Origin of the sequence: Pseudomonas putida (assembly GCF_001976065.1) — a bacterium.
Taxonomy (GTDB): Bacteria; Pseudomonadota; Gammaproteobacteria; order Pseudomonadales; family Pseudomonadaceae; genus Aquipseudomonas; species Aquipseudomonas serbica.
This window is the reverse complement of record NZ_MNAH01000002.1, coordinates 171,257-185,140: the sequence shown is the minus strand read 5'-3', so window position 1 is coordinate 185,140 and position 13,884 is coordinate 171,257. Positions and strand designations below refer to the sequence as shown.

10 protein-coding genes are annotated in these 13,884 nt (G+C 61.9%); 7 read left to right on the top strand and 3 right to left on the bottom strand.

The genetic code is table 11. From position 1 onward, the window contains the following. Positions 1-3 precede the first annotated feature (3 nt). The 7 genes from BKX96_RS07425 to BKX96_RS07395 all read left to right on the top strand — a co-directional run bounded on the left by BKX96_RS07425 (position 4) and on the right by BKX96_RS07395 (position 10,644). Entirely contained in the window at positions 4-1,581 is a 1,578-nt protein-coding gene (locus tag BKX96_RS07425; protein ID WP_077183253.1) for an ABC transporter ATP-binding protein, read from the top strand. Between the two features lie 136 nt (positions 1,582-1,717). Further along, positions 1,718-3,133: a sigma-54 interaction domain-containing protein gene (locus BKX96_RS07420; protein WP_046820128.1), complete on the top strand. Its 1,416-nt coding sequence runs from the start codon at positions 1,718-1,720 to the stop codon at positions 3,131-3,133. Positions 3,134-3,422: 289 nt separating this feature from the next. Then, positions 3,423-4,814, top strand: coding sequence for a GntP family permease (locus tag BKX96_RS07415; protein ID WP_077183252.1), 1,392 nt, complete (start codon positions 3,423-3,425; stop codon positions 4,812-4,814). 7 nt (positions 4,815-4,821) lie between these two features. Continuing rightward, a complete protein-coding gene (hbdH, locus tag BKX96_RS07410) occupies positions 4,822-5,595 on the top strand; it encodes a 3-hydroxybutyrate dehydrogenase (protein ID WP_077183251.1) in 774 nt (257 codons plus the stop codon). Between the two features lie 68 nt (positions 5,596-5,663). Continuing rightward, positions 5,664-7,619, top strand: coding sequence for an acetoacetate--CoA ligase (locus BKX96_RS07405; protein WP_077183250.1), 1,956 nt, complete (start codon positions 5,664-5,666; stop codon positions 7,617-7,619). Positions 7,620-7,776: 157 nt separating this feature from the next. Then, on the top strand, positions 7,777-10,314 hold the full coding sequence (locus BKX96_RS07400; protein ID WP_077183249.1) for a PAS domain-containing hybrid sensor histidine kinase/response regulator: 2,538 nt from the start codon (positions 7,777-7,779) through the stop codon (positions 10,312-10,314). Positions 10,315-10,368: 54 nt separating this feature from the next. Then, entirely contained in the window at positions 10,369-10,644 is a 276-nt protein-coding gene (locus BKX96_RS07395; RefSeq protein WP_007933743.1) for a peptidylprolyl isomerase, read from the top strand. A 93-nt stretch (positions 10,645-10,737) separates the two neighbouring features. Here the strand turns inward: BKX96_RS07395 and BKX96_RS07390 are convergent, their stop codons facing one another. The 3 genes from BKX96_RS07390 to BKX96_RS07380 form a co-directional block, all read right to left on the bottom strand. Further along, complete coding sequence (locus tag BKX96_RS07390) at positions 10,738-11,655, bottom strand: sugar kinase (protein ID WP_077183248.1); 918 nt, start codon at positions 11,653-11,655, stop codon at positions 10,738-10,740. Between the two features lie 128 nt (positions 11,656-11,783). Then, positions 11,784-13,001 (bottom strand): amino acid deaminase, encoded by a 1,218-nt coding sequence (locus BKX96_RS07385; RefSeq protein WP_046820134.1) that lies wholly within the window; start codon positions 12,999-13,001, stop codon positions 11,784-11,786. Between the two features lie 39 nt (positions 13,002-13,040). Continuing rightward, positions 13,041-13,805, bottom strand: coding sequence for an IclR family transcriptional regulator (locus BKX96_RS07380; protein ID WP_046820135.1), 765 nt, complete (start codon positions 13,803-13,805; stop codon positions 13,041-13,043). Positions 13,806-13,884 lie beyond the last annotated feature (79 nt).

The window sequence follows — 13,884 nt, the reverse complement described above, 5'->3', positions numbered from 1 at the left end:
GATATGAGCAATCTGATCGAAATCCGTGACCTCAGCGTGGCCTTCAGTGGCCAGACCGTGGTACGCAATCTGAGCCTGGACATCCGCCCGGGCGAATGCCTGGCGCTGGTCGGCGAGTCGGGGTCGGGCAAGTCGGTGACCGCCCACTCGATCCTGCAACTGCTGCCCGAATGCGGCACCGAAACGACCGGCAGCATCCGTTATCGCGGCCAGGAACTGGTGGGCGCCGATGCGCGCAAATTACGTGAACTGCGGGGCAATCGCATCGCGATGATCTTCCAGGAGCCGATGACCTCCCTGAACCCGTTGCACAGTATCGAGAAGCAGATTGGCGAAACCTTGCTGGTGCACAAGGGCATGGCCGGCAAAGCGGCGCAGGCGCGAATTCTCGAGTTGCTGCATCTGGTGGGCATCCAGAAACCCAAGGAGCGGCTCAAGGCCTATCCCCACCAGTTATCCGGTGGCCAGCGCCAGCGGGTAATGATCGCCATGGCCCTGGCCTGCGAGCCGGATTTGTTGATCGCCGACGAACCGACCACCGCGCTGGACGTGACGGTGCAACGCAAGATCCTGCTGCTGCTCAAGTCGCTGCAACAGCGACTGGGCATGTCCCTGCTGCTGATCAGCCATGACCTCAATCTGGTGCGCAGCATTGCCCAGCGCGTCTGCGTGATGAAAGCCGGGGAAATAGTCGAGCAGGCTAGCTGCGAAATCATCTTCACCGCCCCCAGGCACCCCTACAGCTGTGTGCTGCTGAACGCCGAGCCGGAAGGTGAAGCCCTGTCCCGGGACGAACGCGAAAACGTGCTCGAGGTGGACAATCTGCGGGTGCAGTTTGCCATCGGTGGCGGACTGTTCCAGCGCAAGACCTATCTCAAGGCCGTGGATGGCATCAGCCTGAATATTCAACGCGGCAAGACCCTGGGCATCGTTGGCGAATCGGGTTCCGGCAAGTCCACGCTCGGCCAGGCGATCCTGCGCCTGCTGGACTCCGAAGGGGGTATCCGCTTCCAGGGCCAGGCGCTCGATGGCCTGACGCAAAAGCAACTGCGGCCGTGGCGCAAGAAAATGCAGGTGGTGTTCCAGGACCCGTTCGGCAGCCTCAGCCCGCGCATGTCCGTGGCGCAGATCATCAGCGAAGGCCTGGAAGTGCATAGCCAGTTGAGCACAGAGCAATGCAACGCCGAAGTGATCCGGGCGCTGCAGGAAGTCGGGATCGACCCGCAAAGCCGACATCGCTACCCCCATGAGTTCTCCGGTGGCCAGCGCCAGCGCATCGCCATCGCCCGGGCGCTGGTGTTGAAACCGGCGCTGATACTCCTGGACGAACCGACCTCGGCGCTGGACCGTACCGTGCAAAAGCAGGTGGTCGCCCTGCTGCGTCAACTTCAGGAAAAGCACGGGTTGACGTACCTGTTCATCAGCCATGACCTGGCGGTGGTGCGCGCCCTGGCCCACGACATGATCGTGATCAAGGACGGCAAGGTGGTCGAAAGCGGCGCCAGCCACGATGTGTTCGATTCGCCGCAGCATCCGTACACCAAGGAGCTGTTGGCGGCGGCACATGTGGGGCAGGCATAATCCAGCCAGACCGCGTCGCGGCCATCGCGAGCAAGCCCGCTCCCACATTGGATTTGTGACCGACACAGATCACCTGTGGGAGCGGGCTTGCTCGCGAAGACGGCCTTATCGGCAATACACATCCAGGACCTTGCGCATGAACACCACCGAAAGCCTCAAGGACTACCAGCGCGTTCGCCTGCTGGCGATCCGCTCGCTGTTCGAGATCATCGAGCAGTCCAGTGAAGGCACGGTGATCGTCGACCGTGACGCCAACATCGTCTGGATGAACGAACGCTATGCCAAGCGATTCGGCCTGCAATCGGCCGAAGGCGCCATCGGCAAGGCCTGCGAAAGTGTGATCCCCGGCAGCCTGTTGCGCGAAGTAGTACGCACCGGCCGACCAATTCTGCTCGACATGCAGGACACTCCCAAGGAGCCGCTGGTGGTCATGCGCCTGCCGATCCACGACGATGCCGGCGAGGTGATCGGTGCCATCGGCTTCGCCTTGTTCGATGAGTTGCACAGTCTGTCGCCGATGCTCAAGCGCTACATGAGCATGCAGCAGGAGCTTGCCTGCACACGATCGCTGCTGCGGGCACGCCAGACCAAATACAACTTCGCCCACTTTATCGGCACCAGCGCCGCCAGCCTGGAAGTCAAGCGCCGCGCCCGGCGCAGCGCAAGTACCGACTCGCCGGTTTTGCTGCTCGGTGAGACCGGCACCGGCAAGGAATTGCTGGCACAGGCGATCCATAATGCATCGCCGCGAGCACACAAGGCGTTTGTCAGCATCAACAGTGCGGCGATCCCGGAATCCCTGCTGGAAGCGGAGTTCTTCGGCACCGCCCCTGGCGCCTTTACCGGCGCCGACCGCAAAGGCCGCGCCGGCAAGTTGCAGATCGCCCAGGGTGGAACGTTGTTCCTCGATGAAATCGGCGACATGCCATTGCCGCTGCAAAGTAAATTGCTGCGGGTGCTGCAAGAAAAGGAGTTCGAGCCGGTCGGCTCCAACGAGGTGATCCAGAGCGATGTGCGAATCATCGCCGCGACCTCGACCGACCTGGAAGCGGCGATCAAGCGTGGCGAATTTCGCGCCGATCTGTACTACCGCCTCAATGTCCTGCCTATCCAGGTTCCACCGCTGCGCGAGCGCCTCGACGACCTGCCCGCCCTTAGCGAGGCGATCCTTGAAGAGCTGCGCAGCCAGCACGAATTGAACAGCGAAGCGCTGGCGCTTTTAGGCCAGCATGCCTGGCCGGGGAACATTCGCGAACTGCGTAACGTACTCGAGCGGGCGGCGTTGCTCAGTGATGACCTGCGGCTGACGGTGGTGGATATCCGCGCTTCGATCGGGACTTTTATGCCGGTTGCGCGCGTGGCGCCGTTGTCTGTCGAGCCGGTGCACCATGAGACGTTCAGTGCAGCCCGGGAGCGTTTTGACCGGCAAGTGATCGAAAACGCCTTGGCGCAATGCGGGGGTAAGGTGATTGAAGCGGCGGCCCGATTGGGGCTGGGGCGGTCGACGCTGTACAAGAAAATGGTGGCACTGGGGATTGTAGAGTCTCAATAACGAGACATATATCTCCATTAGTAGATATAGCCTCTTCGCGAGCAAACCCGCTCCCACAGGGATACCGTATGGCTTGAATAATGCGTCACCTGTAGGCGCGGACTTGCCCGCGATGGGGGGCCGGAACATTCGCCGAAAATCTCAAAAAAGAGACAAGACTATCCATCTCTGGTTTGCCTGATTAGATATTTCGTTATATTTCAACGACTTAGACTTATGGCACGAAACTCGCTATAGCCCCTCCCCACAACGTACTACCTTACAAAAATAACAATCCAGGAGACACTCCATGAGTGTGATCATTGCCTTGGCAGCCCTCACGCTGCTGATGCTGGCCGCTTACCGTGGCTACAGCGTTATCCTTTTTGCCCCGATTGCCGCCCTCGGCGCCGTCCTGCTCACCGATCCTTCCGCCGTCGCCCCTGCCTTCACCGGGGTGTTCATGGAAAAAATGGTCGGATTCATCAAACTGTATTTCCCGGTATTCCTGCTGGGCGCGGTGTTCGGCAAACTCATCGAGTTGTCTGGCTTCTCACGCTCAATCGTCGCGGCCGCCATTCGCCTGCTCGGCACCCGCCAGGCGATGCTGGTGATCGTGCTGGTTTGCGCCTTGCTGACCTACGGCGGCGTCTCGCTGTTCGTGGTGGTGTTCGCGGTCTATCCGTTTGCCGCGGAAATGTTCCGCCAGAGCAACATCCCCAAGCGCTTGATCCCGGCGACCATCGCCCTCGGCGCTTTTTCGTTCACCATGGATGCCCTGCCCGGCACCCCGCAGATCCAGAACATCATCCCCAGCACCTTTTTCAACACCACCGCCTGGGCCGCGCCGTGGCTGGGCTTGATTGGCGCGATCTTCGTGGTCTGCGCCGGCATGCTGTTTCTGCAGCGCCAACGCAACAAGGCCCAACGCGCCGGTGAAGGTTATGGCACGGAACTGCGCAACGAGCCGGAAACCGCCGCCGACATCAAGCTGCCCAACCCCTGGATTGCCCTGTCGCCTTTGTTGGCCGTGGGCATCATGAACCTGCTGTTCACCCAGTGGATTCCGCAGTGGTACGGCAAGACCCACAGCCTCGCACTGCCGGGCATGGCCGCACCGGTGACCACTGAAATCGCCAAGCTGACGGCGATATGGGCCGTTCAAGCCGCGCTGCTCGTCGGCATCCTCATGGTGTTGGTGTTTGGCTTCCAGGCGATTCGCGGCAAACTCGCCGAGGGCAGTAGAAGTGCGGTCGGCGGTTCGTTGCTGGCGGCGATGAACACCGCGTCGGAGTATGGATTTGGCGCAGTGATCGCCTCCTTGCCGGGGTTCCTGGTATTGGCCGACTGGCTCAAGAGCATCCCCAATCCGCTGGTCAATGAAGCGATCACCGTGACCCTGCTGGCCGGCATCACCGGCTCCGCTTCGGGCGGCATGAGCATCGCCCTGGCGGCGATGTCCGAACAGTTCATCAGCGCCGCCCACGCCGCCAACATCCCGCTGGAAGTCCTGCACCGGGTTGCCGCCATGGCCAGTGGCGGCATGGACACCCTGCCGCACAACGGCGCGGTGATTACCCTGCTGGCGGTAACCGGCTTGACCCACCGCGAGGCCTACAAAGACATTTTCTGTATTACGCTGATCAAGACCCTGGCGGTTTTCGTAGTGATCGGCACTTTCTACGCCACTGGCATTGTGTGAGGTATTGATGACGACTCTTTCGGGCAAGACCGCATTGGTTACCGGTTCCACCAGCGGCATTGGCTTGGGGATAGCCCTGAGCCTGGCCAAGGCCGGCGCCAACCTGATTCTCAACGGATTCGGCGATGCATCCAAGGTGATTGCCGAGGTCGGCCAGTTCGGCAGCAAGGTCGGCCATCACCCGGCCGATGTCAGCGACCCGGCGCAGATCGCCGACATGATCGCCTACGCCGAGCGTGAATTCGGCGGCGTCGATATTCTGGTCAACAACGCCGGTATCCAGCATGTGGCGCCGGTGGACGAGTTCCCGGTGGAGCGCTGGGATTCAATCATTGCCATCAACCTGTCGTCGGTCTTCCACAGCACCCGCCTTGCCTTGCCGGGCATGCGTGCCAAGGGCTGGGGCCGGGTGATCAACATCGCTTCGGTGCATGGCCTGGTGGGTTCGACCGGCAAAGCCGCCTATGTCGCCGCCAAGCACGGGGTGATCGGGCTGACCAAAGTGGTTGCCCTGGAAACGGCCACCAGCCACATCACCTGCAACGCGATTTGCCCGGGCTGGGTACTGACGCCCCTGGTGCAGAAGCAGATCGACGATCGCGCCGCCACCGGTATCGAACCGCAGCAGGCTCAGCATGACCTGCTGAACGAGAAGCAACCGTCGCTGGAATTCGTGACGCCTTCGCACCTGGGTGAACTGGTGCTGTTCCTGTGCAGCGAAGCGGGTACCCAGGTGCGTGGTGCGGCATGGAATATCGATGGTGGGTGGTTGGCGCAGTAACCCACAGATGATCGTTCCCACGCTCTGCATGGGAACGATCTGGCACCCGACTGGAAGAAGAGGCACACATGTCCGACATCCTCTGGCAACCCACCGCCGAACGCATTGGCAAGACTCGCATGGAGGCCCTTCGGCGCTTCATCAATCAGCGCCACCACCTGCACATCGACGACTATCCCGCCCTGCACCAGTGGTCAATCGATCAGCGCCCAGACTTCTGGCAAGACATCGTCGACTTCTTCGACATCCGCTTCCATGAGCAACCCGATGCAGTCCTCCTGGAAGGGCCGCAAATGCCCAGCGCCCAGTGGTTCCCCGGCGCGACCCTGAACTTTGCCGAACACCTGCTGAGCCGTCGTGACGACGCCGTGGCAGTGGTGGCCGTGGCTGAAAACGGTCAGCGTGAGCACTTGACCTGGGCCGAACTGGCGGAGCACGTCGCCGGCTTTCAGAAGGGGTTGATCGCGGCCGGTGTCGGCCTCGGCGACCGGGTGGCGGCGTGCATGCCCAATACCTGGCAAACCCTGGTGGCCATGCTCGCCACCACCAGCCTCGGGGCCATCTGGTCTTGCTCTTCGCCAGACTTCGGCACACAAGGGGTGATCGACCGCTTCGGCCAGATCGAACCGAAAGTGTTGGTCACCTGCGCCGGCTATCGTTACGCCGGCAAGGATATCGACCAGACCGCCAAGCTCAACGAAATCCTTGAGCGCCTGCCGACCTTGCAACAACTGGTCATCGTGCCTTACGCCCGGCCCAAAGCCCGCATCGAAGACTTCCATACCCGAGCCAACGTCACGCTCTGGGATGACTTCCATGAACCCGGCGGCGAACCGGATTTCGTCCCGGTGCCCTTCGCCCATCCGCTGTACATCCTCTACTCCAGCGGCACCACCGGCGTGCCCAAATGCATCATCCACAGCACCGGCGGCGTGCTGCTGCAACACGTCAAGGAACACGGGCTGCATTGCGATCTCGGCCCCGGTGACCGCTTGTTCTACTACACCACTTGCGGCTGGATGATGTGGAACTGGCTGGTATCGGCCCTGGCTGTGGGCAGCGCCGTTGTGCTGTACGACGGCTCACCGTTCCAGCCCGACGCCGAACGCTTGATCGACCTGATCGACGACGAGGGCATCACGGTATTCGGCACCAGCCCCAAGTACCTGGCCACCCTGGAAAGCAGCGGCATGAAGCCTGGGCAAAGCCATGACTTGAGCAGCCTCAAGACCTTGCTCTGTACCGGTTCGGCGCTGTCGCCGCAAAGCTACGACTACGTCTATCGGGATTTCAAGGCCGACCTGTGCCTGGCGTCGATGTCGGGCGGTACCGACATCGTCTCGTGCTTTGTCAACGGCAACCCCTGGCAGCCGGTGCGCCGGGGCGAAATCCAGGGCAAGAGCCTGGGCATGGCCGTGGAGGTGTGGAACGACCAGGGCCATCCGGTGATCGGCGAAAAAGGCGAGCTGGTGTGTACCCGGCACTTCCCCGCGATGCCCATCGGCCTGTGGCACGACCCGGACGGCGAAAAACTCCGCGCCTCGTATTTCAGCCAGTTTCCCGGAGTCTGGGCGCAGGGCGACTACGCCGAACAACGGCCCCATGGCGCAATGATGATCCACGGCCGCTCAGACGCTGTACTCAATCCTGGTGGCGTACGCATCGGCACCGCGGAAATCTATCGCCAGGTGGAAAAAGTCCCGCAAGTGCTCGACAGCGTGGCCATTGGGCAGCAATGGCACGATGATGTGCGGATCGTACTGTTCGTGCGCTTACGCGATGGGGTGGCACTCGACGATGCGCTGCAGCAGCAGATCCGCCAGGTCATTCGCGCCAACACCACGCCGCGGCATGTACCGGCGAAGATTGTCGCGGTGACCGACATTCCGCGAACCATCAGCGGTAAAGTCGTAGAACTGGCAGTGCGCAATGTAGTGCACGGGCAAAAAGTGAAAAACACCGATGCCCTGGCCAACCCTCAAGCGCTCGAGCAATTCCGCAACCGTCCCGAACTCCAGGACTGAAATACCCCCCCCTCGACGTGCAATACGTCGATTTCCATGGCAAAAAGCACCCGCGAAGCATTCAATGATAAAAATGACCTGAAGCAGGTCATCCAGCGTCTACTGCCCTGCAAGGACAGTAGACGCCGCCACACCGACTTATGTGCAGGACAACTTGATGAACGCATCATCAACCGGCAGCGATGCCCAGGCCCTGATTGCCAGACTCGACTGGGCGAACAGTCCGCTAGGCGCTGCCGGTACCTGGCCGCAGAGCCTGCGTACCGCCGTGGACATCGTGATTCATTCGCCGATGCCGATGCTGCTGCTCTGGGGGCCGCAACTGACGCAGATCTATAACGACGGCTTCGCGCTACTTGCCGGCAGCAAGCATCCGCACGCTTTCGGACAGCCAACCCACCAGATCTGGCCCGAATTAAAGGACTTTACCGACCCGATTTACAACGCGGTCCTACAAGGCCAGGTGCGAACCTACAGTGAACAGCGCTTCACCCTACAGCGCGACGGTATCGATTCCGACTTCTGGCTGGACCTGACCTACAGCCCCATCCGTGACGAAAACGCCCAGGTCGCCGGGATCCTGGTCACCGCCATCGAAACCAACGAGCGCCGGCGCATCGCCCTTGAACTGGAACAGCGCTCCGCCGCGAGCCTCAAGGCCCAGCAAGACACCGAGGAGCGCCTGCAATTGGCCCTCGCCGCCACCGACGCGGTCGGCACCTGGGATTGGGACATCAGTGAGGACCGCTTCATCGCCGACGCCCATTTCGCCCAATTGCACGGCATTGAACCCTCCCTGTCCAGCCAGCTACCGATCAGCGAATACCTGCACGGCGTCCACCCCGAAGACCGCACCCTGATCGCCCGCAGCATCAAGCATTGCATCACTCACGGCACTGAATACGCCGAGGAATACCGCCTGTTGCAAGCCGATGGCCAGTTGCGCTGGGTATTCGCCCGCGGACGTTGCTACAAGGATCACCACGGCCGGCCGATCCGTTTCCTCGGTGCCGCCCTGGACCTGACCGATCGCAAAAACACCGAGCAGGCCTTGCGCCAGAGCCAGACCGAGCTGCAGTTGATCATCAATGCCATGCCGATCCTGATCAGCTACGTCGACCGCCAGGAGCGCTTTCGCCTGAATAACGCCGCCTACCTCGACTGGTATGGCCTGACGCCCCAGGAACTCTATGGCCGCACCATCCTTGAAGTCCTGGGCGAGGAGGCCTATGCCCTACGCGCCGAGTACATCGCCCAGGCCCTGGCCGGCAAGGCCTGCTGCTTCAGCATCAGCACCCCGCACCGCGATGGCAGCATCCGCCAGGCGCTGATGAATTACCTGCCGCGTCACGGTGCAGATGGCGCGGTGAATGGTTTCTATATCTTCGTCATCGACGAAACCGAGCGTAAACAGACCGAAGAAGCCCTGCGCAACCTCAACGAAACCCTCGAGGAACGGGTGAGCGCCCGTACCCGACAGCTGGCCGAGGCCAATGAAAAACTGCTCAGCGAAATGTTCGAACGCGAGCGCGCCGAAGAAGCCCTGCGCCATGCGCAGAAGATGGAAGCGGTCGGCCAGCTTACCGGCGGCATCGCCCATGACTTCAACAACATGCTCACCGGCATCATCGGCAGCCTCGACCTGATGCAACGCTACATTGCCGAAGGCCGCGCCGCCGAAATCACTCGCTTCACCGAGGCCGCGGTTTCCTCGGCCAACCGCGCCGCCGCCCTTACCCATCGCCTGCTGGCGTTCTCCAGGCGGCAGTCGCTGGATCGCAAGACACTGAACGCCAATGACCTGATCCACTCCCTGGAGGACCTGCTAAGCCGGACCAAGGGCGACCATATCGAACTCAAGCTGCAACTGGCCAAGGACGTCTGGCCGGTCAGCACTGATGTCAGCCAGCTGGAAAATGCCCTGCTCAACCTGGTGATCAATGCCCGGGACGCCATGCCCGATGGTGGCCAGCTGTGCATCGAGACCGCCAATGTCTATCTGGACGGCAGTGACATCACCACCCTGGAGCCAGTCAAGGCCGGGGATTACCTGATGATCGCGGTCAGTGACAATGGCACCGGCATGACCCCAAAGGTTTTGGCCAAGGCGTTCGACCCGTTCTTCACCACCAAACCCATCGGCCAGGGCACCGGATTGGGCTTGTCGATGATCTACGGGTTCGCCCAGCAGTCCGGTGGCCACGTGACCCTGTTCAGCATGCCCGGCCAGGGCACCAGTGTGCGCCTGTATTTGCCGCGGCTATTGGGCCAGGAGCCGCAGGATGTCCTATCGCCGGTGATCGGCGAAACACCGTCGGCGATTGCCGGCGAAACGGTCGTGCTGGTGGAAGACGACCCGGCGGTGCGCATGCTGGTCTTCGATCTGCTCAAGGAGTTGGGTTATCACGCCTATGAAGCCGAAGACGCGAAGACCGCCCTGCCCTTGCTCGAGTCCGACCTGCGGGTCGATCTGTTGGTCACCGATGTCGGGCTACCCGGGATGAACGGCCGGCAACTGGCCGAGATTGCCCGTCAGCATCGGCCCGAGCTGAAAGTGCTGTTCATGACCGGATACGCGCAAATGGCCGCCGAACGCCAGGGCTTTCTCGAAGATGGCATGGACATGGTGGCCAAGCCGTTTTCCATTGACCTGTTGGCCAACAAGATTCGCACGATGATCGGCCAACCGCAGTGAGTTAGGGCATAATCGCGCGCCACGCTGTCAAGACCGTTGCAAGGTATCTACCCCATGAAAGCTCAAGCCCGCCATATCCTGGTGAAAACCTCGGAAGAAGCCGAGCAACTCAAGCAACGCATCGCCAAAGGCGAAGCCTTCGATGTGTTGGCCAAGAAGTACTCCACCTGCCCGTCCGGCAAGCGCGGTGGCGACCTGGGCGAAGTGCGGCCGGGGCAGATGGTCGGTGCGATCGATGCAGTGATCTTCAAGAAACCGTTGCGGGTGGTGCATGGGCCGATCAAGAGCAAGTTCGGGTATCACCTGGTGCAGGTGTTTTACCGGGATTGACTCGTCAGGTTCAGGGCCTCTTCGCGAGCAAGCCCGCTCCCACAGGGGATCCTCAGTGTCCCCTGTGGGAGCGAGCCAGCGGCCATCCTCCACTTACCTGGGAATCAACGCCCCCGGCACCTGAATCACCCGACTCGCCAACCGATGCCCCGCCTCGGCCGCCTCGACCGGGCTCCCACCCTTGAGCCGCGAAGCCAGGTACGCCGCACTGAACGAATCCCCCGCTGCCGTGGTGTCCACCACCCGTTCAACCTTCTGCGCCGGCACTTCGAACGACTCGCCGGAACAACGGATCAGACATGCCTCGGCACCACGCTTGAGCACCACTTCAGGCGTGCCGATCTGCTCGTAGGCTGCAAAAATCGCCGCACAATCGGAGAAATGGAACAGCGCCTGCTCGTCATCGACGGTCAGCAGCGCCAGGTCGACATAGGGCAGGACCTTGCGATAGGCCGCCCGGGCGTCCTCAATCGAAGCCCATAACCGCGGGCGGTAGTTGTTGTCGAAAACGATCCGCGCATCTCGCTGGCGGGCCTCGATCAGGGTTTCCAGCAATTTTTGCCGACCTTGTACCCCCAGTACGGCAAGGGTGATGCCGCTGAAATACAACACGTCGTAATCCGGCAGCGCCGCCAGGATCGGCGCGGCGGCCGGGGTGGTGAAACAATCGCGCACCGCCGCTTCATTGCGCCAATAGAGAAAACGACGCTCGCCGGCGGCGTCGGTCTGGATGCAATACAGCCCCGGCAAGCGGCCCGGCAAACGCTGGACCAGGCCCAGGCCAATGTTTTCGGCGGCCCAGCCATGGCACATGGCATCGCTGAAACTGTCATCGCCCAAGGCGGTGACGTAATCCACCGTGCCAGCGGCGCCCAGTTCCCGGGACAGATAGACCGCGGTGTTCAGGGTGTCGCCGCCGAAACTCTGTTGCAGACTGCCGTCGGCGCGCTGCTGCAATTCGATCATGCATTCGCCGATCAGGGCGATGCGTGGGGTGTTGATGGTGTTCATTATTGTGGGGTCTCTGGTGTTGCTGCGGTGTCTGACGGGACCCTTCGCGAGCAAGCCCGCCCCCACATTTGATCGCATTCCAATGTGGGAGCGGGCTTGCTCGCGAAGGCCGCAACTCGGTGCTGGTCTTAGAAACAGGTTTCCATGTTCTCGATGACGTTCAACTGCTCATCCACCAGGCACCCCGTGCGCCACTTGTCGAACGTCAGGCACGGGTGCGAAGTGCCGAACGAAATGATGTCGCCCACCCGCAAATCTACCCCCGGCGCCACGGTCATGAAGGCATGCTGGTCCATTACGGCAGTCACCTTGCAGGCGCTCACATCATCGCCCTTGGCCGGCACCACACCGGCCCGGTAACGCAGCAACGGCACCGGCAAACCGGCGTCATAGGCTACGTCGCGTTTGCCAAGGGCGATCACCGCAAAGCCGGGCTCGGGCAACGACTGCACGTGCGCCCAGACTTCCAGCGCCGGGCGCAGGCCCTCCTGCAGATCGCTGCGTCGGTCGAGCACGCAGCACTGCGCTTCCTTGTAGATGCCATGGTCGTGTGCCACATAGCTGCCGGGACGCAAGACACTGAGGAAACGCCCGCCAGCGTTCTGCGCCTCGAACTCTTCGGCAATCAGGTCATACCAGGCCGAACCTGAAGCAGTGATGATCGGCTTGGCAATCGCGAAGGCGCCGCTGTCCTGCAATTGCACCGCCAGGCGCACCAGGGAGCTGGCGAACGCGCGAATGCCGCTCACCGCGTGGTCACCGTGGATCACGCCTTCATAACCCTCGATCCCGGTCAGCGCCAATGCCGGTTGCGCGGCGATCGCCTTGGCCAGGTCCAGCACCTCTTGCTCGCTGCGGCAACCGCAACGACCACCGACCACGCCGTACTCGATCATCACGTTCAGGCGCACACCGCGGGAAGCGAAATAGGCACCGAGGTCGGCGACGTTGTCGGGGTGATCAACCATGCAATAGAAGTCGAACGTCGGATCAGCCAGCAAATCGGCAATCAACGCCATGTTCGGTGTGCCGACCAGTTGGTTGGCCATCAGCACCCGATGCACGCCGTGGGCGTAGGCGGCACGGGTTTGCGTGGCGCTGGCCAGGGTAATGCCCCAGGCACCGGCATCGAGTTGCCGGCGAAACAGCGCCGGGGTCATGCTGGTTTTGCCGTGGGGCGCGAGTTCAGCGCCGCTGTTGCTGACAAAGTCCTGCATCCAGCGGATGTTGTGTTCCAGCGCCTGGCGATGCAGCACCAGCGCTGGCAGGCTGACGTCGCGCACCAGATTGGCGCCAGTGTGGGCAAAGCCCTTTTCCACGGCGGCAGTATTCTTGGCAGAAGACATGGTCGAACTCCTCACATTCGCGGCCGCGGGCAGCCGCTGTTATTCGTTGATGCGACGGGCCAGGCTGTTCGCGCTGTCGATCAGCACCCGGCGGTAGTCGTCGTAATTGTTCCTGGCATCGGCCCGGGGGGCGACGATGCACAGTGTCGCGATGGCCACCCCGTTTGGGTCTTTGACCGGGGCGGCGAAACAATGGGTAAAAGTGTCGGCGACGCTATCGAACGAGAAAAATCCATCGATACCGGCCTGGCGGATTTCCTTGAGAAACTGCTCCAGGGGCAAGCGTTCGCCGGTGGGCAGGATGAAGTCGTCGTGGTCGATCAAATCGACGATTTCCTGGTCGCTCAAATGCGCCAGCAACAGGCGCCCGGACGCGGTCCAGGGAATGGGCGCGTTCTCGCCGATGTCCGAGGAAATGCGGAAATGCCGCTCGCCCTCCTTCATCAGTGCGACGGTGTATTTACGCCCGTTGAGCAGGCACATCTGCGCGGTTTCACGGGTCTGGCTGACGATGTCCTGCAGGGCGTGATCGGCCTCGCGGCTCAGGTCGAAGTGGCGCAGGTGCGCCTGCCCGAGGAAGTACAGCTGGCGGCCGAGGTAGACGTGACCGTCCTTGCCCACCGGCTCCAGGATCCGCCGTTCGAGCAACGAGGCCACCAGCTCGTAGACCGTGGATTTGGGGCTGCCGATGCCGCTGGCGATGTCGTTCGGGCGCAGGGGCTGGCCGATCTCCTTGAGGAAATCGAGGATATCGAACGCCCGGTCCAGACCGCGAGCCCGGCGCTTGATGGTGTCTTCGCTCATGTCAGTGGTTCCCATTCAAATTCGCCGGGATGTTAACGGAATGCGGTGTCGACAGTCAGGCCGCCTTCGCGAGCAGGCT

Coding starts and splice junctions, on each gene's coding strand:
- BKX96_RS07390 (WP_077183248.1), bottom strand. CDS start 11,655: ATGAACACCATCAACACCCCACGCATCGCCCTGATCGGCGAATGCATG.
- hbdH (WP_077183251.1), top strand. CDS start 4,822: ATGACGACTCTTTCGGGCAAGACCGCATTGGTTACCGGTTCCACCAGC.
- BKX96_RS07405 (WP_077183250.1), top strand. CDS start 5,664: ATGTCCGACATCCTCTGGCAACCCACCGCCGAACGCATTGGCAAGACT.
- BKX96_RS07425 (WP_077183253.1), top strand. CDS start 4: ATGAGCAATCTGATCGAAATCCGTGACCTCAGCGTGGCCTTCAGTGGC.
- BKX96_RS07395 (WP_007933743.1), top strand. CDS start 10,369: ATGAAAGCTCAAGCCCGCCATATCCTGGTGAAAACCTCGGAAGAAGCC.
- BKX96_RS07420 (WP_046820128.1), top strand. CDS start 1,718: ATGAACACCACCGAAAGCCTCAAGGACTACCAGCGCGTTCGCCTGCTG.
- BKX96_RS07385 (WP_046820134.1), bottom strand. CDS start 13,001: ATGTCTTCTGCCAAGAATACTGCCGCCGTGGAAAAGGGCTTTGCCCAC.
- BKX96_RS07415 (WP_077183252.1), top strand. CDS start 3,423: ATGAGTGTGATCATTGCCTTGGCAGCCCTCACGCTGCTGATGCTGGCC.
- BKX96_RS07400 (WP_077183249.1), top strand. CDS start 7,777: ATGAACGCATCATCAACCGGCAGCGATGCCCAGGCCCTGATTGCCAGA.
- BKX96_RS07380 (WP_046820135.1), bottom strand. CDS start 13,805: ATGAGCGAAGACACCATCAAGCGCCGGGCTCGCGGTCTGGACCGGGCG.